This window comes from Streptomyces mangrovi (assembly GCF_900114215.1).
In the GTDB taxonomy this organism is placed as follows: Bacteria; Actinomycetota; Actinomycetes; order Streptomycetales; family Streptomycetaceae; genus Streptomyces; species Streptomyces barkulensis.
Genome location: NZ_FOSG01000001.1, coordinates 19981 through 40965, shown reverse-complemented (window position 1 = coordinate 40965; position 20985 = coordinate 19981). Strand labels below are relative to the sequence as shown.

The window sequence follows — 20985 nt, the reverse complement described above, 5'->3', positions numbered from 1 at the left end:
CTCGCCCCGTTCTCTCGGCTCTCGCGCGGCCCTGCGGGGCCCGCCGTCGCGTCTCGGTCCGCCATGCTAGTCACGGCCCCGTACCGCGCCGGGTACCCGCCGTCCGGCCGATAGGCTACGGACGTGACATTTCCTGTGATCGGCATGGTCGGCGGCGGGCAGCTCGCGCGGATGACGCACGAGGCGGGCATCCCCCTCGGCATCAGGTTCAAGCTGCTCAGTGACACTCCGCAGGACTCCGCGGCCCAGGTGGCCCGCGACGTCGTCGTCGGCGACTACCGCGATCTGGACACCCTGCGCGCCTTCGCCCGCGGCTGTGACGTGATCACGTTCGACCACGAGCATGTGCCCACCGGGCATCTGCGCGCCCTGGAGGCGGAGGGCATTCCGGTGCGGCCCGGGCCCGACGCGCTGGTGCACGCGCAGGACAAGGGCGTGATGCGGGCGCGGCTGAGCGAGATCGGCGTCCCCTGCCCCCGGCACCGGATCGTCGCGGACCCGGCCGACGTCATGCGGTTCGCGCGGGAAGGAGCCGCGCGGGAAGGAGCCGCGCGGGAAGGGGCCGCGCGGGAAGGGGAGGCGCGGGAAGGGGAGGGCCGGCCGGTCGTCCTCAAGACCGTCCGCGGCGGCTACGACGGCAAGGGCGTGTGGGTGGTGTCCTCCGAGGCCGAGGCCGCCGAGCCGTTCCGGGCGGGCGTGCCGGTGCTGGCCGAGGAGAAGGTGGACTACGTCCGCGAGCTGGCGGCCAACGTGGTGCGCTCCCCGCACGGCCAGGCCGTGGCCTATCCGGTGGTGGAGTCGATCCAGGTGGACGGAGTGTGCGACACCGTGATCGCCCCGGCCCCCGGCCTGTCGCCGGAGCTGTCCGCCCACGCCCAGGAGATGGCGCTGGCGATCGCGGGGGAGCTGGGTGTGATCGGGCACCTGGCGGTGGAGCTGTTCGAGACCCGCGACGGCCGTGTCCTGGTCAACGAGCTGGCCATGCGCCCCCACAACAGCGGCCACTGGACCCAGGACGGCGCGGTCACCTCCCAGTTCGCCAACCACCTGCGGGCCGTGCTCGACCTGCCGCTGGGCGATCCGCGCCCCCGCGCGCCGTGGACGGTGATGGCCAACGTGCTCGGCGGCGACTACCCCGACATGTACCAGGGCTATCTCCACTGCATGGCCCGTGACCCGCGGCTGAAGATCCACATGTACGGCAAGGACGTGAAGCCCGGCCGCAAGGTCGGCCACGTCAACACCTACGGCGACGACCTGGCGGACGTACGCGAGCGCGCCGCCCACGCCGCCGCCTATCTGCGAGGGACCATCACCGAATGAGCAACGCCCCCAGCCCCGCATCCGCCCCCGCCGTGGGGATCGTCATGGGATCCGACTCGGACTGGCCCGTCATGGAGGCCGCGGCCGAGGCCCTGGACGAGTTCGAGATCCCCTACGAGGTCGACGTCGTCTCCGCCCACCGCATGCCGCACGAGATGATCGCCTACGGCGACGAGGCGGCCGGACGCGGGCTGAAGGCGGTCATCGCGGGCGCCGGGGGAGCGGCCCACCTGCCGGGCATGCTCGCCTCCGTCACCCCGCTGCCGGTGATCGGCGTGCCCGTGCCGCTGCGGCACCTGGACGGCATGGACTCCCTGCTGTCGATCGTCCAGATGCCCGCCGGGGTCCCGGTCGCCACGGTCTCGGTCGGCGGCGCGCGCAACGCGGGCCTGCTGGCGGTCCGCATTCTGGCGGCCCACGACGAGGAGCTGCGCGAGCGCATGGAGCGGTTCCAGGCGGAGCTGAGGGAGCAGGCGCGGGAGAAGGGCAGGCGGCTGCGGAGCAAGGCCGCCGCGGGCGGCGCCGGGTTCGGCTTCGGAGGCAGGTGAGATGGGTCACTCCGCCGAGCTGCTGGCCCGGGCCAGGGCGCTGCTGGAGGCCCATCCCGTCGCCGACGGCCACAACGACCTGCCGTGGGCGCTGCGCGAGCAGGTGGGTTACGACCTCGACCGGCGCGACATCGCCGGCGACCAGTCGGCCCATCTGCACACCGACATCCCGCGGCTGCGCGCGGGCGGGGTGGGCGCGCAGTTCTGGTCGGTCTACGTGCGCACCGACCTGACGGGCGACGCCGCCGTCAGCGCCTGCCTGGAGCAGATCGACGTGGTGCGGCGGCTGGCCGACCGCCACCCGGCCGACCTCAGGCTCGCCCTCACCGCCGACGACATGGAGGCGGCCCGCGCCGAGGGCCGCATCGCCTCCCTGATGGGCGCCGAGGGCGGCCACTCCATCAACAACTCCCTGGCCACACTGCGCGCCCTGTACCGGCTGGGCGTGCGCTACATGACACTCACCCACAACGACACCATCGACTGGGCGGACTCGGCCACCGACGCCCCGCGTCACGACGGCCTGACCCGCTTCGGCGAGGAGGTCGTGAAGGAGATGAACCGGCTGGGCATGCTGGTGGACCTCTCCCATGTGGCGCCCGCCACCATGCGCGACGCCCTGCGCGTGACGACGGCTCCGGTGGTCTTCTCGCACTCCTCGGCCCGTGCGGTGTGCGACCACCCGCGCAACATCCCCGACGAGGTGCTGGAGCGGCTTCCGGTCAACGGCGGTGTGGCGATGGCCACATTCGTGCCGAAGTTCGTGCTGCCCGCCGCCGTCGCCTGGACCGAGGCCGCCGACGAGAACATGCGTGCCCACGGCCTTCACCCCCTGGACGGCACGGAGAGGGGCCTGGCGGTCCAGCGCGCCTACGAGGAGGCCAATCCGCGCCCGGTCGCCACGGCGGCGACGGTCGCCGACCACCTGGACCACATGCGCGAGGTCGCGGGCATCGACCACATCGGCATCGGCGGCGACTTCGACGGCACGGCCTTCACCCCGTCCGATCTGAGCGATGTGTCCGGATATCCGCACCTGGTGGCCGAGTTGCTGGACCGCCGCTGGTCCGAGGCCGATCTCGCCAAGCTCACCTGGGGGAACGCGGTGCGTGTGCTGCGCGACGCGGAGGCGGTCGCCCGTCACGAGCGGACCAGGCGCGGCCCGTCCATCGCCACCGTCGGACAGCTCGACGGGTAGCCCCTCGACCTTCTCGTGATTCAACTCACGAGCCGGCCCTCCCCGGTACGTCGCTCTGTGTGCCGGGGAGGGTCTTTCTGTGTCATAGCTCCTGGCAGTGGAGGAGAGTGACGCGGAGCCAGACCCGGAATTCGCCACTCTTCGAGAGGTGAACACAGCGGACGGTGATGATCGGACGATCATCAAAGCCTTCGAAACGGGCGTCCTGTGACCCATCGGCTTGTATCGGCGGAAACGATGTGTCTACCGTTCTGGCCGTGCCGTACGAATGTGCGGCGGCCCGCTGTCGAACGCCGAATCCTGTCAACGGCGGCGGGCTGGACCATCCACACCACCCGATGGCAGGAGCGGGGGACCCAAGGTAAGTCGCCGTCCCGGGCCCACAGGGCCCGTACGGGACGGCTTGGGGTGAAGCCATGCCGCGGCACTCGCCGCGGCGCACATGGCCGGGCAACTCCAGCCCGAACCCGACAGCTCACCTCGCAGGCGTAGGAGAAGGAGCACACCTATGTCCGCACGCGGACGTCACCGTCGTATGCGCAACAGCCGTCTCACCCGCCTGTCGCTGGCCATCTCCGTGGGCGGCGCCGGCATGGCCCTCCCCCTGGTGACCGCCGGCGGGGCCAACGCCGCCTCCGTCGACACCTGGGACAAGGTCGCCCAGTGCGAGAGCACGGGCAACTGGTCCATCAACACCGGCAACGGCTTCTACGGCGGCCTGCAGTTCACGCAGAGCACCTGGGCCGCCTTCGGCGGCACCCAGTACGCGCCGCGTGCCGACCTCGCCACCAAGGACCAGCAGATCGCCGTCGCCGAGAAGGTGCTGGCGGGACAGGGCCCGGGCGCCTGGCCCGTGTGCTCGGTCAAGGCCGGCCTGACCAAGGGCGGTCCCGCCCCGGCCGTCTCCCCCGACGGCCGGAGCAACCCGACCGAGCAGAAGGAGCAGGCCCCGGCCGCCGCTCCGAAGGCCGAGGCCAAGCCCGAGAGCAAGCCCGAGCCGAAGCGGGAGAAGAGCGAGCCCGAGGCCGCGCCGCAGCGCGCGGACCGCGGTGAGCGTGCCCACGGCCACGACCACGGCGCCGGCAAGGGCGCCTCCTACGAGGTCGTCGGCGGCGACACCCTCTTCAAGATCGCTGACGCCCAGGGCGTCCAGGGCGGCTGGGAGCGCATCTACGAGGACAATCGCCAGGTCATCGGTGACAACCCGAACATGATCTTCCCGGGCCAGGAGCTCACCCTGGGCGGCGCCGCCGCCCAGCAGAAGGCCGCGGCCAAGCCCGAGGCCAAGCCGGCTCCCAAGGCCGAGAAGACCGAGAAGGCCGCGCCGGCCCCGAAGGCCAAGCCGGCCGAGAAGGCCGAGAAGGCCGAGCCCGTGCGGCAGTCGGCCGAGCGTGCCGACCGCAGCGACCGCGGTGCGGTCACCGGCTACGCCGCCCCAGTGAACGCCGCCCCGTCCGGCTCCTACAAGGCCTCGGGCGCCCGCTGGTCCAACGGCCACACCGGTGAGGACTTCGCCGCCGCCTCCGGCACCCCGGTGAAGGCCGTCACCAACGGCACCGTGGTCTCCGCCGGCTGGGGCGGGGCCTACGGCAACCAGATCGTCATCCGCCACGAGGACGGCCGGTACAGCCAGTACGGCCACCTGTCCTCGCTGTCGGTCAGCGCCGGCCAGTCGGTCAGCGCCGGCCAGCAGATCGGCGCCGTCGGCTCCACCGGCAACAGCACCGGCCCGCACCTGCACTTCGAGATCCGCACCGCCCCCGGCTACGGCTCGGACATCAACCCGCTGGCCTACCTGCGCGCCAACGGCGTCAGCATCTGAGGGTCCTGACCCTCACCGACCCGGCCGCCCGGGTCCGGCCTCCGGGCCGGACCCGAGCCCGGAGCCGGTCATGAGGCGGGCGGGGCAGGGGTGTTCACACCCCTGCCCCGCCCGCCTCTTTTCCGTTCCTCCTCCCTCGCGCGCCCCGCTCACCGGCGTGCCCTGCCCCACACCTTCGCGCCCCACGGGCGGCCGGCTCACTCGACGCAGAGGCAGAAGGGGTGCCCGGCCGGGTCGCGGTAGACGCGGAAGTCGCGCTCGCCCCCGTCGCCCTGGAGAAGTTCGGCCCCCAGCTCCAGAGCCTCCCGCTCAGCCGCGTCCAACTCCTCGCGGGGCACGTAGAAGTCGAGGTGGAACTGCTGCGACCGCTCGGCGCTCGGCCACTGCGGCGGCACGTACCCGCGCGCCTCCTGGAAGGCGAACGTCCGGCCCTTCAGGGGGCCCGAGTCGAACGTCACCTCCACCCACCGGCCCTCGCCCTCGGCCCTCCCGCCCAGCAGCCGTGCGTAGAAGTCGGCGAGCTTCCCCGGCTCCGGGCAGTCCAGTACGACGACGTCCCGCAGTACGGTGATGGCCATGGTGATCTTCCCTCCTGTGTCGCGGATCACTGCTTCTGCTACCCGGCCCGTCATCTGTTGACGACTCCGGCAGGGGGCGCGCACCGCAGTGGCCGACGGCACCCGGCCCCGCCCGCTCGGGGCCGGCGAAGCGGGGGCGGGCCCTACGCCGCCGGCCGGCCCAGCGCGCGGAAGGACCAGCCGGCCTTGCGCCACAGGGCCGCGTCGAGGGTGTTGCGGCCGTCCAGGATGCGCTTGTGCGCCACGGACTGCCCCAGCGCCTCCGGGTCGAGCTCCCCGAACTCGCGCCACTCCGTCAGGTGCAGGACCACGTCCGCCCCGCGCACCGCGTCCGGCGCGCTGCCCGCGTAGCCGAGGGTGGGGAAGACCCGCCGGGCGTTCTCCATACCCTTGGGGTCGTAGACCGTCACCTGCCCGCCCTGCAGATGGATCTGGCCGGCGACGTTCAGCGCCGGGGAGTCCCGTACGTCGTCGGAGTCCGGCTTGAAGGTCGCCCCCAGCACCGCCACGCGCTGCCCCAGGAAGGTGCCGCCCACCGTCTCGCGGGCCAGCTCCACCATGTGGGAGCGGCGGCGCATGTTGATCGAGTCCACCTCGCGCAGGAACGTCAGCGCCTGGTCGGCGCCCAGCTCGCCCGCCCGCGCCATGAACGCGCGGATGTCCTTGGGCAGGCAGCCGCCGCCGAAGCCGATCCCGGCGCGCAGGAACTTCCGCCCGATCCGGTCGTCGTACCCGATGGCCTCCGCCAGCTTCACCACATCGCCGCCGGCCGCCTCGCAGACCTCGGCCATGGCGTTGATGAACGAGATCTTGGTGGCCAGGAAGGAGTTCGCGGCGGTCTTCACCAGCTCCGCCGTCGGGAAGTCGGCGACGACGAACGGCGAGCCCTCGGCCACCGGCTTGGCGTACACCTCGCGCAGCAGCTCCTCCGCGCGTGCCGAGCGCACCCCCACCACGATGCGGTCCGGGCGCAGGGTGTCCTCGACGGCGAAGCCCTCGCGCAGGAACTCCGGGTTCCACGCCAGCTCCGCCGCCTCGCCAGCCGGGGCCAGCTCCGCCAACCGCCTCGCCAGCCGGTCCGCGCTGCCCACCGGCACCGTGGACTTGCCCACCACCAGGGCGGGCCGCGTCAGGTGCGGGGCCAGGGAGTCCACCGCGCTGTCCACATAGGACATGTCGCACGCGTACTCGCCCTGCTTCTGGGGGGTGTTCACACAGACGAAGTGGACGTCCCCGAACGCGCCCACCTCTTCCCAGGAGGTGGTGAAGCGCAGCCGCCCGGTCGAGCCCTCCACCCCGGAGACATGGCGGCGCAGCAGCTCCTCCAGCCCGGGCTCGTACATCGGGGCCCGCCCCTCGGTCAGGGCCTCGATCTTCTCCGGCACCACGTCCAGGCCCAGTACCTCGAAGCCCAGCTCGGCCATGGCCGCGGCGTGCGTCGCGCCGAGGTAGCCGGTGCCGATCACGGTGATTCTGAGGGCCATGGACTGCTCCTGGGATACGGGCGAGATGCTGCCCGCGAGCATATCCGGCCACCGCCGGGGCGGGCGGGGGGAGTGCGGGAGCCGGAGCGGGCCGGTGCGCGGGGGCCGGTGCGGGGCGGTGTCGGCAAACTCATGTATCCGCGGCGACGGCGGGCCACTAGAATTGTGTTACTTAACGGTAGTTAGCAGCAGCGCACCCAGGGAGTGAGACACCGTGGCGGGATCGACCGACTTCGACCTCTACCGTCCGTCGGAGGAGCACGACATGCTCCGGGAATCGGTGCGCTCGCTCGCCGAGGCGAAGATCGCGCCCTTCGCGGCCGAGGTGGACGAGCAGGGCCGCTTCCCGCAGGAGGCCCTGGACTCGCTGGTCGCCAACGACCTGCACGCCGTCCACGTACCCGAGTCCTACGGCGGCGCGGGCGCCGACGCGCTCGCGACCGTCATCGTGATCGAGGAGGTCGCCCGCGTCTGCGCCTCGTCCTCCCTGATCCCGGCCGTCAACAAGCTCGGCTCCCTCCCGGTGATCCTGTCCGGCTCCGAGGAGATCAAGAGCAAGTACCTCGCCCCGCTGGCCAAGGGCGACGCGATGTTCTCCTACTGCCTCTCCGAGCCGGAGGCCGGCTCGGACGCCGCGGGCATGAAGACCCGCGCCGTGCGCGACGGGGACTTCTGGGTTCTCAACGGCGTCAAGCGCTGGATCACCAACGCCGGCGTCAGCGAGTACTACACCGTGATGGCCGTCACCGACCCGGAGAAGCGCTCCAAAGGCATCTCGGCCTTCGTGGTGGAGAAGGGCGACGAGGGCGTCTCCTTCGGCGCCCCGGAGAAGAAGCTCGGCATCAAGGGCTCCCCGACCCGCGAGGTCTACTTCGACAACGTCCGCATCCCCGCCGACCGCATGATCGGCGAGGAGGGCACCGGTTTCGCCACCGCGATGAAGACCCTGGACCACACCCGCATCACCATCGCGGCCCAGGCCCTCGGCATCGCCCAGGGCGCGCTGGACTACGCCAAGGGCTACGTCGCCGAGCGCAAGCAGTTCGGCAAGCCGATCGGCGACTTCCAGGGCGTGCAGTTCATGCTCGCCGACATGGCGATGAAGCTGGAGGCCGCCCGCCAGCTCACCTACGCCGCCGCCGCCCGCTCCGAGCGCGTCGGTCTCGGCGCCGACGGCAGGGCCGAGGACCTGACCTTCTACGGAGCGGCCGCCAAGTGCTACGCCTCCGACGCCGCCATGGAGATCACCACGGACGCCGTCCAGCTGCTGGGCGGCTACGGCTACACCCGCGACTACCCGGTCGAGCGCATGATGCGCGACGCCAAGATCACGCAGATCTACGAGGGCACGAACCAGGTCCAGCGCATCGTCATGGCCCGCAACCTGCCGTAAGGCGCCTTGCCCGGGCGGTGCGCCCGGGAACACGTGCGGGCCCCGGACCGTCCGGTCCGGGGCCCGCACGTTCACATGGCCATGGTGTCGGTCTTCCCCGCGCCGGCGGGTTCAGTCGGCCCGGACGGTGACCTTCTCGCCGTTCTTCAGCTGCCCGACGAGCTGCTTGACCCTGGTCATGTCCCACTTGAGCGAGCCCTGCGGGGCGGAGCCCGCTATCGGCATGTTCATCGAGGTGCCCTCGCCGCCCGAGACGTCCTTCATGGCCCAGAACATCGAGGCGAGGTCGAACAGGCCCATGTCCTCGTCCACGATCAGGGTGTCCAGGCCCGCGCCCAGCGTCGGGTAGAGCCGGAAGGGGTTGATGACCGTGGAGGGGGTGGCGGCCTGGTTCGCCAGGGCGGAGAGGAACTTCTGCTGGTTCTTGGTGCGCTCCAGGTCGCTGCCGGCCTCGTAGCGGTTACGGACGAAGGCCAGGGCCTGGGCCCCGTCGAGGGTCTGGCGGCCTTTCTTGAAGTCGGCGCCGGAGTTCTTGTCCTTGATGTCGCGGGGGATGTCCATCTCCACGCCGCCGAGGGCGTCCACGATGGAGGCGAAGCCGCCGAAGCCGATCTCCGCGTAGTGGTCTATGCGCAGGCCGGTGTTGTACTCGACGGTGCGGACCAGCAGGGTGGCGCCGTCCATGGAGTAGGCGGCGTTGAGCTTGCGCGCGCCGGGGGAGGGGAAGGTCTTGCCGCTCTCGGAGCCCTTGAACTCGGGGATGGTGACCCAGGAGTCGCGCGGCAGGGAGACCATCGTGTTCCCCTCGGGGCCCACATGCAGGATGATCATGGAGTCGGTGCGTTTGCCCTCCGCCGAACCGGTGCGCAGTTCCTTGCGCTCCTCGTCCGACAGCCCCTCGCGGCTGTCGGAGCCGACTATGAGGTAGGTGGTGCCCTCGCCCTTCTCGGGCCGGTCCATGACCGTGCTCAGATCGACCTCCCGGCGCAGCTTGGAGTCGGCCCAGAAGTACGTGCCGACCGACCACACCAGCAGCACGACGAGCAGTGTGACGAGCCCCACCTTGAACCGGCGGCCCCAGTCCGGCGCGGGTCTCGCGTCGCCGTAGCCGGGCCCGGCGGGTCCGGCCGGGCCGCCGCCCGCGTAACCGGAACCGGCGTAGACCTGGCCCGTGTTGTAGCCGGAGTCGTAGCTCGCCTGTCCGCCGTAACCGGAGCCGCCGCCGGGGTCGTTGCCGTATCCGGTCGTCGGTACGGAGCGGTTGGGAACCGGGCGCGGGCCGACGCCGCCGCTGTTGGGCCAGTCAGTCATGGGAGGCAGTGTGCCCTCCCGGACCGGGCGCGCCATAGACAGGGGGGCGGAACAGAAGCGCGGCTGTTGCAGAGCTGATGCATTGCGGGGCGGATCCGGCGGGGAGCGTACGGGATCACACCGGGCCACCCGGTTCCGCCCGTGACGGGCGGCTTAGGGTGGAAGCATGACCACTCAGGCCCAGGCCACCCCGCACGAACCGCCGGGCAAGCCCACCGCGGCGTCCCGCACCACCCTGTCCCACATCATGACGGGGAACGACACCAACCTCCTCGGCACCGTCCACGGCGGTGTGATCATGAAGCTGGTCGACGACGCGGCGGGCGCGGTCGCCGGACGGCACTCCGGGGGGCCGGCGGTCACGGCGTCGATGGACGAGATGGTCTTCCTGGAGCCGGTCCGGGTGGGCGACCTGGTGCATGTGAAGGCCCAGGTGAACTGGACCGGCCGGTCCTCGATGGAGGTCGGCGTGCGGGTGCTGGCCGAGCGGTGGAACGAGTCCACGCCCGCCACCCAGGTCGCCTCCGCCTATCTGGTGTTCACCGCGGTCGACGAGAACGGCCGGCCGCGTCCCGTACCGCCGGTGGTTCCCGAGTCCGAGCGCGACAAGCGGCGTTGGCAGGAGGCGCAGATCCGGCGTACGCACCGGCTCGCCAGGCGCCGCGCCATCAAGGAGCTGCGCGACCGGCGGGCGGCCGAGGGCATGACCGAGGACTGAGCCGTACGGCCCGGCCCCGCGGTCACGGGCAGACGACCTCGTCGCCCGTGACCGCCTTTCCGTTCGTGCCCCCGCCCTCCGGGCGCGAGGGCTCCTCCGCCTCCTTGGCCTCCTCCGCCTCCTTGGCCTCCTTGGCCTTCTTGGCCTCCTTCGAGTCCGGCGCCGGAGACGCGGAGGACTCGGGAGCGTGGCGCACCCGCAGCACCTCGCGGTGGTCGGAGCCCAGCACGACCTCCATCACCCGTCCCTGCCCCTCGACCTCCTCCAGCTCCGCGCCGGGCAGCGCGGTGGCCAGGGCACGCGCCGAGCGGTCCCACTCGGGGTCATGACGGATGACCGTGTGCCGCACGTCCTGCTTCTCCGCGCCGCGCGGAGTGCCGGTGGTGTCGAAGCCGATGGCGCGCAACTCGCGGTCCACCCGCGCCCCGAGGGCGGCGATCGGTGTGCCGTTCTCGATCTGCACCCGGATCTTGCCCGGGTCCACCCGGACCGGGAGGGGGCCGGACGGACGCGCCGCCGCGCCCGGCTCCTCGTCGAGGTTCTTGCCGTCGGGTCGCTTTCCGTGCCCTGCGGCGTGCCCCGTACCGTGTCGCCCCGTACCGTGCCGCTCCGTGCCGTCTCTCGTGCCCGCCGTGGCGCCGGGCGACAGCGGCCGGTCCCGGCGCAGCGCCGCGAACAGCTTCCCGGCCTTCTCCTCGTCCCAGGTCACGGTGGAGCCGATGCCGGGCACGCTGTGGTCGGGGTCCTCCAGGGGCACCGAGGCGAACTCCGAGGAGGCCGCGGTGAAGCCGCGCATCGCCCGCCCCAGGGTCAGCAGTTCGTGGGCGCCGAAGTCCCGGTCGGCGCGCACCGATCCCAGGAGTGCCGAGGCGACCCGGCGCAGCCGGGCCGGGTCGGTCAGCACGCCGCTCCCGGTCGCCTCGTCGATCACGGAGGCCAGGAAGCGCTGCTGGCGCCTGATGCGGCCGAGGTCTCCCTCGGCGTCCACCTGCCGGGCGCGGACGTACTGCAGGGCCCGGCCGCCGTCGAGCCGGGTGGTGCCGGCGGGCAGGTCGAGGCCGCTGCGGCTGTCGGTCAGCGGCCGGGTGGTGCACACCGGGACGCCGCCCAGGGCGTCGACGGTCCGCATGAAGCTGGTGAAGTCGACCTCCAGGTAGTGGTCGACGCGCACCCCCGTCATCTTCTCGACGGTGCGGACGGTCAGGTGCGGGCCGCCGAGCGAGTAGGCGGCGTTGATCTTCCCGGTGCGGCCGGTGCGGAGCTCGCCGGTGGCGGGATCGGTGTGCGGGGGGAACTCGGTGTACGAGTCGCGGGGGATGCTCACCACGCTGGCCCGGTCGCGGTCGGCGGACAGGTGCACCAGCATGAGCGTGTCGGTGCAGTTGCAGGGCGTCCCGCCCAGGGAGTACCGCCGCCGCTCCTGCTCGGTGACGGTGTCGCGTCCGTCGGTGCCGACGACCAGGAAGTTGAGGCCGTCGCCGCTTCGGGGGCGGTGGCTGAGCCCGTGGAAGGGGTCCACCCGCTTCAGCCGGCCGTCCAGCCCGGAGACCAGCGCGTGGCCGATGCCGCCGGCCGTCAGCACCATCACCGAGACGGCGGTGGCCGCCCGGAAGCCCCAGCGGGACGGACCCCGCCGCTTCGGCCGGGGACGGGCGTGGCGACCGCGCTGACGGGACCGTGCGGGCATCGGGGAAGCACCTCCGTGGCGGTGGGGGCCAGGAAGCGGCCAACATAGGCCCATACGATCTACCGACCGCCGGTCCCACGCCGCCCGCCGCCCGCGGCCACCCGGCTGCCGTGCGGGCGGATCACCCGATCGCGGTACCGTGACCCGGTGAGCTCTCCTGTCGAACCCACCTCCCCGGCCGCGGCGCCGCCCGCGGTCTCCGTGATCATGCCGGTGCTCAACGAGGAGCGTCATCTGCGCAGCTCGGTGCGGCACATCCTGGAGCAGGACTACGCCGGTGAGCTGGAGGTCGTGATCGCGCTCGGCCCCTCCGGGGACCGCACCGACTCCATCGCCGCCGAGCTGGTCCGCGAGGACCCGCGGGTGCGCACCGTGCCCAACCCCACCGGCCGCACCCCCGCCGGTCTCAACGCGGCCATCGCCGCCTCCCGCCACCCGGTCGTGGTGCGGGTGGACGGGCACGGGATGCTCTCGCCCGACTACATCGCGACCGCCGTGCGGCTGCTGGAGGAGACCGGCGCGGCCAACGTCGGCGGCATCATGCACGCCGAGGGCGAGAACGACTGGGAGAAGGCCGTGGCCGCCGCCATGACCTCCAGGATCGGGGTGGGGAACGCGGCCTTCCACACCGGCGGCGAGGCGGGCGAGGCCGAGACGGTCTACCTGGGCGTCTTCCGCCGGGAGGTGCTGGAGCGGCAGGGCGGCTACAACGAGGAGTTCATCCGGGCGCAGGACTGGGAGCTGAACTTCCGCATCCGCCAGGACGGCGGGCTGATCTGGTTCTCGCCAAAGCTGCTGGTCTCCTACCGACCCCGGCCCAGCGTCCGCGCGCTGGCCAAGCAGTACCGCAACTACGGCCGCTGGCGGCATGTGGTGGCCCGCTACCACTCGGGCTCGATCAACCTGCGCTACCTGGCGCCGCCGGCGGCCGTGGTTGCCATCGGGGCGGGAGTGGTGGCGGGCGCGCTGGTCACGCCGTGGGCCCTGGTCGTCCCGGGCGGCTACCTGGCGGCCATCACCGCGGGTTCGGTCCCGGCGGGGAAGGGGCTGCCGTTCGGGGCGCGGGTGCGCATCCCGCTGGCGCTGGCCACCATGCACATGTCCTGGGGCTGGGGCTTTCTGACGAGCCCTCGGAAGCTGGCGGAGAAGGTGAAGGCCAGCCGCCGGGAGCCGGTGACGGCCGGCGGCTGACCGGGGTCCGCCGCACACACCACGGGCCGCGCCCCCGTTCCCCGGGGACGCGGCCCGTTTCCGTTCCCCGGGGGGAACGGATCACCAGGTGTGGGCGGGGTTGACGTTCATGCACTTCTTCTCGTCGCCGTTGAGCGCGTTCGCGCTCTCGGGGGCTCCGCGCTCGTCGTCCTCCTCGGGTGCGGGCTGCTCGGGGTAGGCGTTCCCCTCCCGCCAGTCGGCGCCGATCACCACGGTGACCTGTTCGACGCCGGCGGACTGGCGTACGGAACGCCCGGGCAGGCCCAGGGCCTTGGCCACGGCCAGGGCGTCACCGCGCAGGTCCTCGCTCGGGTACGACACGGTGGTGTCGGCCTGGGGAGTCTCCTCGGGGTCGGTCCCGGCCTGGGTGAAGCCGAGCCGCCGCAGCTCCTCGGTGATGACGCCCGCGCGGCCGTTGACGGGTCCGAGGGTGACGGTGCGGGTGCCGTTGCGGACCTGTACCGGGATCTCGTCGGCCGGAGCGGCGGGGTCGGAGGTCTTCTTCTCCTTCTTCGGCTTCTCGTCCTTGCCGTCGAGGGCGATGTCGTCCCGGATGAGGGAGAAGACCTTCTCGGCGTCGCCGGGCTTGGGCACCACGTAGCTGCCGCCGTCGGAGTACTCCCACGGCATGGTGACCATGGTGATCCGCTCGGTGGGGACCTGCTTGAGTTCGTTGCCCAGGTCGTAGAGGTCCTTGACGCCCTCGATGCCGTCGTCGACGGTGAGTGCCTCGGTGGCGGCCTCGGCGAGCGACCTGAGCTTGCCCGGGTCGGTGAGCTTGGTGCCCGCCTTGAGCTGGCGCACCATCGAGTTCATGTACATGTGCTGGGCCCGCGCCCGGCCGATGTCCGTGCCGTCCCCGAAACCGTGCCGGGTGCGCAGCCACTGCAGGGCCTGCTCGCCGCGGACGGTGGTCTCGCCCTTCTCCAGGCGCAGACCGGACCTGCTGTCGTGGATGTTGGCGTCCACGCAGACCGGGACGCCGCCCACCGCGTCGGCCATGTCCACCACACCCGCGAAGTCGATCATCATGAAGTGATCGATGGGGATGCCGGTCAGTTCCATCCAGGTGGCGACCGTGCAGCCCGGTCCGCCGTACTGGAGACTGGAGTTGATCTTGCCGATCCTCTGCGGGTGCTTCGACTCGTCCTCGGGGTCGGTGCACTCGGGGATGGTCACCTTGGTGTCCCGGGGGATGCTGAGCACCGAGAGGCTGTCGCGGTCGGCCGAGAGATGCAGCAGCATCTGGACGTCGGCCAGCGGCTTGCGCCCCACGTCCCTCCGGGAGCCGCCCAGTTCGAGGTTCCGCTCGGAGTTACGGCTGTCGGAGCCCAGCAGCAGGATGTTGAGGGGGGTGCGGCCCTCCGCGTTCTGCCGGTGCTTGAGCTGGTTGTCGCCGAGGGTGAGGGGCTTCCTGGTGAGGTTGCTGTTGAGGTGCTCGTAATAGAGGTAGCCGGCGCCCGCCGTGCCGAGTATCAGCACGGACAGGGAGAGCGCCGTCCAGCGCAGCACCCGTCTGCCGCGGCCGGCCGGCCGCCTCGGGCCACCGGCGCGGTGCCCCGGCCCGCCGGACGCGGGCGCCGCGTCCCCGGGGCCGCCGGCCCCGCCCTCCCCGCCTTCCCGGCTCTGCCCGGACCTCACGGATCCCTCCGGTTCCCCGGATGCGTCCGGCTCGTCGTACATGCTGTCGTTCCAGCCGAAGTCCTCCGGCCGAGGGGCGCGTTCGTGTGCGCCTCTCCCCCCTGCGGTGCGCTGCCCCAACGGGCCCTCTCCCTACGACTCGGCCCGTGCGCGGAAGCGGCGCGCGGGATTCACTTGGCGCATATCTTCTTGTCGGCTTCCACTTTCCCGAGGTCCTCCGGAGCCTTCGCCGGGGCGGCGATGGGGAGGCCGGCCTCCTTGAAGTCGGCGCCGAGCGTCAGCACCATCGGCTCCATCGGCCCGGCGTCCACGGAGCCGGGCTTCAGGGCCGAGGCGGGCAGGCCCATGATGTCGGCGAGCTTGCGGGCCTGGTCGGCCTGGTTGGGCCCGTACTCCAGGGTCGTTCTGTCGAGTTGCTCGGGCGCGTTGCCGCCGTTGCTGGACTTCAGCACGCTCTGGGTGTTCTGCAGCCAGGTGAGCGTCGTCTGCGCGGCCCCGGCGATCTCCCCGCCGTTGAGGATCTCCACACGTACGTCGGAGGCCGCGGCCCGCTCGCCCTTGAGCAGCGCCTCCTGCTCCTTCTTGGCCTTGTCCTTGGCGGCCTTCTCCTTCTTCTCCACCTCGGTGAAGGAGACGTCCTCGCGCAGCATCGCGAAGACCTGGGAGGCCTTGGGCTGCTGGAGGACGACCGTGGCCTTGACCTTCTCCGCGGGGTTGTCGGCCACCGGGACCGTCAGGAAGGAGATGTTCTTGGTCTTGATGCCGCTGAGTTCCCTGCCCAGGTCGCTCAGCTTCTTGATGGTGCCTATGCCGGTGTCGACGGTGAGCGCCTTGGTGGCCGCTTCCGCCAGGTCCCACAGCTTGCCCGGGTCGGTGAGGGTGTCGTTCGACTTGAACTGGCGGATCATCGAACTCAGGAACTGCTGCTGGACCTTGATGCGGTCCAGGTCGCCCTTGTTCCCGAAGCTGCCGCGGGTGCGGACGAAGGCCAGGGCCTGCTCGCCCTCGACGACGCTCTCGCCGGCGGGGAGTTCGAGGTGGGACTTGGGGTCGTCGACCGGTTTCTCCAGGCAGACCGGGACACCGCCGACCGCGGTGGTCAGCGTCTTGACGGCGTTGAAGTCCGCCATCATGAAGTGGTGGACGTCCAGCCCGGTCATCTCCTTGACGGTGCGCATGGTGCAGCCCGGGTCCCGGCCCGCCTGGCCGAGGCTGGTGTTGAACCGGACGTCCTGCTCACCCGGGATGACCTTGGTGGTGCCGTCCTCCCGCTTGGTGGGGCAGTCGGGGATGTCGGTCTTCAGGTCCCGGGGGATGCTCATCACGGTGGCGTTGGTGCGGTCCGCCGAGACATGGAGGAGGAACGTGGTGTCGGCGTGGCCGGGGCTGTTCTTGTCGCCGTAGCCCTCGTTGCCCTCGCCGGTGCGCTTGTCGGTGCCGATCAGCAGGATGTTGAGCGGGCCGTCGCTGCCGAAGCCGCCCTCGGCGGCGTCACCGACGTCGACGGTGTCGATGTTGCCGTTGAAGTGCTCGTAGGCGAGGTAGGCGGCGACGGCGGTGCCGGTGACCATGAAGGCCGTCACACCGCCCGTCCACAGCAGCACCTTCTTCTTCACGGACTTCTTCGGCCTGGCCTTGCGCCGGGAGGCCGCCCTGCCGCCCGCGGCCTGGCGCGCGGCCGCCCTGCCACCGGCCGCCTTGCGCGCCGCGGCCCGTCCGGCCGGTTTCTCGCCGTCCGCCGCACCGTTCCTCGCGCCGTCCTCCGGCGTGCTCCCGCCCTCCGGACGCCGCCTGCGCTGCCGGGGCACCTCGCCGTGCGGCGGGGCCTGCCGACGGCCGGCACGGGGCGCGGGGTTGTCGGCCTGCGAGGACGGGCGGGGGGAGGGGGACGGTCGCGCAGCGGGGGCTGGCGGTCGCAGCTTGTAGTCGCCCGTCTCCGGGTCGAACACCCACTGGTCTGCGGGATCGATGTCACCCGCCCGCCCACGGCTTTGCGCGTCCACGGTTGCCTGAGTCCTCCGTCGTGCCACGCAGCGCCTTCCCTGCCAGGCATCAAGGCGCTCGGTCGGTCTCCGGTGGTGCGCAGCGTTCATGGGCGAGCGCACCGGATTGCTCACACTATCTGCCGCGGCCCGGTGTCAAGCACCCCCGCAGGCAGGTTACTTTCTTCCTCAAACGGACATTCCATTTCAATCCCTTGAGCAGTTCTCTGTGCTGTTTCTCTCGCGTTCTCCCGCGTTCCGGCGCGCCCGCGCTCATCCGCACAGGCTCCCGGCCGTGTCGTCCGCGGACTCCCCGGGGGACGGCGAACCGGTGGGTGAACCGGTGGGTGAACCACCCGGCTCCGGTGCTTCGGTCCCGGTGTCCGACGCGGGTACCCCGGCCCCGGCGGACGGCCCGGTCAGCGGCCCGGCGGAGGGGGACCCGGAAGGGCGCCGCCCTTCCTCCGGCACCGGCCGGTCCTCGCGCAGCGCCTCGAACAGCAGGTCCGCGTCAGGCTGCACCAGCTCGTCGCGGTTGGGGTCGTAGGTGTACGGCTGCCGGGGCGCGGTCATGAACCGCACCCGGTCCTCCGGGATGCCGCGGACGCCGCTGATCAGGTCGTAGAGCTCGGAGAGGGAGTCCAGTCCGGGGTCGGCCGTGAGCGACGACGTCACCGCGTCCAGCACCCGGTAGAGCTCGGCCGGATCGGTCAGGAGCCCGTCGTCGCGCACCTGGCTCAGCATGGTGGTCAGGAACTCCTGCTGCCGCTCCATCCGCTGGGTGTCGCTGCCGTCGCCGATGCCCTTGCGGGCGCGTACGTAGCCGAGGGCCTGCTCGCCGTCGAGCCGCTGGGGCCCGGCGTCCAGAACGAGGTGCGCCTCGGGATCGTTCACGGGCTCGGCCAGGCACACCTCGACGCCGCCGACCGCGTCCACCAGCTTCTCGAAGCCGGTGAAGTCCACGATCAGATGGTGGTCCACGCGGATGCCGGTCAGGTTCTCGACAGTGCGGATCGTGCAGGCCGCCCCGCCCATCTCATAAGCCCAGTTGAACTGCGCGAACAGCGGCCCGGCGGCCGTGCCGTCGGGCCGGGAGCACTCGGGTATGTCCACCATCAGGTCACGCGGTATCGACACCCCGGTGGCGCTGGAGCGGTCGGCGGACAGGTGGAGCAGGATCGTGGTGTCGGAGCGCTGGGTGCCGCTGTCCCGCCCGTACCTGCCGTTGTCGCCACTGCGGTCGTCGGAGCCGATGAGCAGGATGTTCTTCGCCTCGTGCACGACCGCGGCGGGGCGCTCCCGCTCGAAGCGCCGCAACTGCTCGACGGCCTCCGTGTCGGTGCGGATGTTGCCGTCGAGTCTGTTGTAGAGGAACCAGGCCGCGCCGCCCGCCGCGAGTACGGCGAGCGACGCGCCCAGCGCGGCCCAGCGCAGCCACCGGCGGTGCGGCCGGGGCGGCGGGTGGGGGAGGCCGGTCTGCTGCGCGTCCTCGGGTTCGGTCACGTATGTGTTCATCCCTCAGCGGTCGGCGGCGGTTCGCGCACAGCCGTGCGGTCGCCGGTCTTCTGTACAGACACCCGGGAGGGGCCGGTGGTTGTACCGGGGGAGGAAAAACCTCCGTACGACCGGAGACCGGAGGGATGTGTTCGGTTGTGGGATGAATGCCGGGGCGGGCGGGTGGGCCGACGGTGGGTCAGTCGGCCGTGTGGGTGATGCGCTCGCTCCGCCCGCGCTCCTCCAGCCCCGCCGCGTCCAGACGGTCCAGGTGGCGGCAGAGCACGACCGAGCCTCCGGCGGCCAGCGGGGCGAACAGGCCTGCGGACAGCCCCTCCCAGGTGCCGTACGGCAGTCCCGACAGCAGGCGTGCGCCGGGGCCGAGTCCGCGTGCCCCGGCGTCGGCGCGGGCGCGTTCGACGACCTGCGCCCCGGTCAGCTCCCGGCCGCCGACGGCCAGTGCGGGCGCGTCCGGGTCGACGGGGGAGAAGGGGGCGAAGTGGTCGCCCTGGCCCGGCACCTCGACGGCGTAGTCGGTGAAGCCCTCGGGCGGCCGGGGGAAGCGGCCGCCCAGGGGGCGCAGGCTGAGCGCGATGCGCTCGCCGGTGCAGGCGCGGGCCGCCTCCAGGGTGTCCGGGCCGCTGACGACGAGGTCGGCGGCCGCGGCGAGGGAGGAGGCCGAGTCCATTCCGGTCGTACCCGCGGTGTCGGTGGTGTCGGCGGGCAGTTCGGCGACGACTCCGGTGGAGGAGCAGGCCAGCAGCCAGACCGCGGTCTGCCAGTGGGCGGGCAGCAGCAGCGCGAGCCGGTCGCCGGGCTCGGCGGACAGTTCGCCCTGCAGGAGGTTGGCCGTCTTCGCCACCCAATTGGCGAGGGTGGCGACGGAGAGTTCGACGCGCTCGCCGGTGGCGTCGTCGTAGAAGGTCACCAGCGGGCGGGCGGCGTCCGCGGCGAGCGCGGATCGCAGCAGGTCGGCAGGGGTGCGATCGGTGGTGTTCATCGGCGCCAGGGTACGCGGACCGCCGCCCGGAGGAGCCGGAACGGGGTGCTTTCGGTGCCCGGTGGGCACAACTCAGGGCGACCGGGCGTCAGCTCCCCGTTAGACAGCCGTATCCCCTGTGTCCAATATCAGATTTATGCGTGCATTCATTGCGTCATCGATCGGCGTCGCGTGCGCAGCGGCCGCGGTGCTGCCGCTGACCGCGCCCGGCGGCCTGGCAAGCAGCGCCTCCGCGGCCCCCGCACCCGTTTCCGAGTCCGTGGCGGCCCCCCGGCTGCCCGGCAGCACCCAGTCGCTGCCGCTCGTTCCCCTCACCCCGCCGCCCACGACCACGCCGCCCGGCTCCTCCGACTCGGTGTCCCTCGGTCTCCCGGCCCGCGAGGTCGAACCCTTCTCGCTGCTCGGCGTGGTCTGGGACGACCCGGAGGAGGAGCTGCACGGCCGGATCCAGGTGCGCACCAAGTCCGCGGCCACCGGCGAGTGGTCGTCCTGGCAGGAGCTGGAGACCCACGCCGACCGGCCCGACCCCGACTCGGCCGAGTCCCGCGGGGACCAGGTGCGCGGAGCGACGGCGCCGCTGTGGGTGGGCGACTCCAACGGCGTACAGGCCCGTGTCCTGCCGGAGGAGGGCGCCTCCGGGGCGCACCGGCTGCCCGAGGGGCTGCGCCTGGATCTGGTCAACCCCGGCGACGACCCCGCCGCCGGGACCGGGAAGGAGAACCCCGCGGGCGAGGCGAACTCCGCGCTCGCACCGGCCGGAGCCCTGGAGATCCCGGCCCTGGACCGGCAGGAGGCCGGCGAGGACCTGCTCGCGGTACGGGCCGCCGGCCAGGCCGAGCAAGCCGAGCAGGCGGGCCGGGCCGGGCAGTCGGAGGCCGGGGCCGACGCCCCCATCGGCCCCCGGCCCGGCATCGTCACCCGCAGAGGGTGGGGGGCCGACGAGCGGCTGCGTGGACCGTTCCTCTACACCAGGACGGTCAAGACGGCCTTCGTCCACCACACGGCGATGAGCAACAACTACTCGTGCGGCCAGTCCGCCTCCATCATCCGGGGCATCTACCGCTACCACGTCCAGAGCAACGGCTGGCGGGACGTCGGCTACAACTTCTTCGTCGACAAGTGCGGGAAGATCTACGAGGGCCGCGCCGGCGGTGTGGCCAACCCGGTGATGGGAGCCCACACCTACGGCTTCAACCACGACAGCACCGGTATCGCCGTCCTCGGCTCGTACAACAGCACCAACCCCTCCGGGGCCGCGGTGAACGCCGTCTCCAAGCTCGTCGCCTGGAAGCTGGGCCTGCACGGCGTCGACCCGCGCGGCACCGCCGCCATGACCTCCGGCGGCGGCAAGTACCGCAAGGGCACCACCGTCAGGCTCCGCACCGTCTCCGGGCACCGGGACGGCTATGTCACCGGCTGCCCGGGCGACCGGCTCTACTCCAGGCTGGGCACCATCCGGGCCACCGCTGCCCGGTTGCAGGGCAGGTAGCGGCAGGCGGCGGCAGGAGGCTTCGGCCCCGCGCCGTACCCGCCGCCGGCGCGGCCCCGGGCCGGCGGACCGCCGCACCGGGGACCGTGCCGGCCGGGCCGCCTA

General features: G+C 72.2%; 16 protein-coding genes and 1 riboswitch. Of the genes, 8 read left to right on the top strand and 8 right to left on the bottom strand.

The genetic code is table 11. The features are described from left to right. Window positions 1-144 precede the first annotated feature (144 nt). From BM237_RS00165 to BM237_RS00150, 4 genes are all read left to right on the top strand, one after another. Complete coding sequence (locus BM237_RS00165) at window positions 145-1323, top strand: 5-(carboxyamino)imidazole ribonucleotide synthase (RefSeq protein ID WP_245793363.1); 1179 nt, start codon at window positions 145-147, stop codon at window positions 1321-1323. Further along, a complete protein-coding gene (gene purE / locus BM237_RS00160; protein WP_093846471.1) occupies window positions 1320-1871 on the top strand; it encodes a 5-(carboxyamino)imidazole ribonucleotide mutase in 552 nt (183 codons plus the stop codon). Before BM237_RS00165 ends, purE begins: the two co-directional genes overlap by 4 nt. Window position 1872: 1 nt before the next feature. After that, window positions 1873-3069: a dipeptidase gene (locus BM237_RS00155; RefSeq protein ID WP_093846469.1), complete on the top strand. Its 1197-nt coding sequence runs from the start codon at window positions 1873-1875 to the stop codon at window positions 3067-3069. A 284-nt stretch (window positions 3070-3353) separates the two neighbouring features. Beyond that, window positions 3354-3573: riboswitch (cyclic di-AMP (ydaO/yuaA leader) on the top strand. Between the two features lie 31 nt (window positions 3574-3604). Then, window positions 3605-4891, top strand: coding sequence for a transglycosylase family protein (locus BM237_RS00150; protein WP_342746208.1), 1287 nt, complete (start codon window positions 3605-3607; stop codon window positions 4889-4891). Window positions 4892-5088: 197 nt separating this feature from the next. On the opposite strand, the gene BM237_RS00145 is transcribed toward BM237_RS00150, so the two are convergent. Together BM237_RS00145 and BM237_RS00140 are read right to left on the bottom strand one after the other, a co-directional pair. Next, complete coding sequence (locus tag BM237_RS00145; RefSeq protein WP_093846466.1) at window positions 5089-5469, bottom strand: VOC family protein; 381 nt, start codon at window positions 5467-5469, stop codon at window positions 5089-5091. 143 nt (window positions 5470-5612) lie between these two features. Continuing rightward, on the bottom strand, window positions 5613-6953 hold the full coding sequence (locus tag BM237_RS00140) for a UDP-glucose dehydrogenase family protein (RefSeq protein WP_093846464.1): 1341 nt from the start codon (window positions 6951-6953) through the stop codon (window positions 5613-5615). 214 nt (window positions 6954-7167) lie between these two features. Here BM237_RS00140 and BM237_RS00135 point away from each other — a divergent pair, with 214 nt between their 5' ends. Further along, window positions 7168-8346: an acyl-CoA dehydrogenase gene (locus BM237_RS00135; protein WP_093846463.1), complete on the top strand. Its 1179-nt coding sequence runs from the start codon at window positions 7168-7170 to the stop codon at window positions 8344-8346. Window positions 8347-8457: 111 nt separating this feature from the next. Here the strand turns inward: BM237_RS00135 and BM237_RS00130 are convergent, their stop codons facing one another. Continuing rightward, on the bottom strand, window positions 8458-9657 hold the full coding sequence (locus BM237_RS00130; RefSeq protein ID WP_425443617.1) for an LCP family protein: 1200 nt from the start codon (window positions 9655-9657) through the stop codon (window positions 8458-8460). A 166-nt stretch (window positions 9658-9823) separates the two neighbouring features. On the opposite strand from BM237_RS00130, the gene BM237_RS00125 reads away from it, so the two are divergent. Continuing rightward, window positions 9824-10375, top strand: a complete 552-nt coding sequence (locus BM237_RS00125; protein ID WP_093846459.1) for an acyl-CoA thioesterase — start codon at window positions 9824-9826, stop codon at window positions 10373-10375. Window positions 10376-10397: 22 nt separating this feature from the next. Here BM237_RS00125 and BM237_RS00120 read toward each other — a convergent pair whose 3' ends face one another. Beyond that, a complete protein-coding gene (locus BM237_RS00120; RefSeq protein ID WP_093846457.1) occupies window positions 10398-12062 on the bottom strand; it encodes an LCP family protein in 1665 nt (554 codons plus the stop codon). A 147-nt stretch (window positions 12063-12209) separates the two neighbouring features. Between BM237_RS00120 and BM237_RS00115 the strand changes: the two genes are divergently transcribed. Further along, window positions 12210-13253 carry a glycosyltransferase family 2 protein gene (locus BM237_RS00115; protein WP_281253866.1) on the top strand — a complete coding sequence of 348 codons (1044 nt, stop codon included), beginning with the start codon at window positions 12210-12212 and terminating at the stop codon, window positions 13251-13253. An 81-nt stretch (window positions 13254-13334) separates the two neighbouring features. Here the strand turns inward: BM237_RS00115 and BM237_RS00110 are convergent, their stop codons facing one another. From BM237_RS00110 to BM237_RS00095, 4 genes are all read right to left on the bottom strand, one after another. Continuing rightward, window positions 13335-14957, bottom strand: a complete 1623-nt coding sequence (locus tag BM237_RS00110; RefSeq protein WP_093846455.1) for an LCP family protein — start codon at window positions 14955-14957, stop codon at window positions 13335-13337. 128 nt (window positions 14958-15085) lie between these two features. Further along, the gene (locus tag BM237_RS00105; RefSeq protein ID WP_093846453.1) at window positions 15086-16918 is read right to left on the bottom strand and encodes an LCP family protein; all 1833 of its coding nucleotides are present in this window, start codon (window positions 16916-16918) and stop codon (window positions 15086-15088) included. Between the two features lie 252 nt (window positions 16919-17170). Continuing rightward, entirely contained in the window at window positions 17171-18400 is a 1230-nt protein-coding gene (locus BM237_RS00100) for an LCP family protein (protein ID WP_245793325.1), read from the bottom strand. A 190-nt stretch (window positions 18401-18590) separates the two neighbouring features. After that, complete coding sequence (locus BM237_RS00095) at window positions 18591-19391, bottom strand: TIGR03089 family protein (RefSeq protein ID WP_093846449.1); 801 nt, start codon at window positions 19389-19391, stop codon at window positions 18591-18593. Window positions 19392-19527: 136 nt separating this feature from the next. Here BM237_RS00095 and BM237_RS00090 point away from each other — a divergent pair, with 136 nt between their 5' ends. Next, complete coding sequence (locus BM237_RS00090) at window positions 19528-20880, top strand: peptidoglycan recognition protein family protein (protein WP_093846447.1); 1353 nt, start codon at window positions 19528-19530, stop codon at window positions 20878-20880. The last annotated feature ends 105 nt before the right edge of the window (window positions 20881-20985 follow it).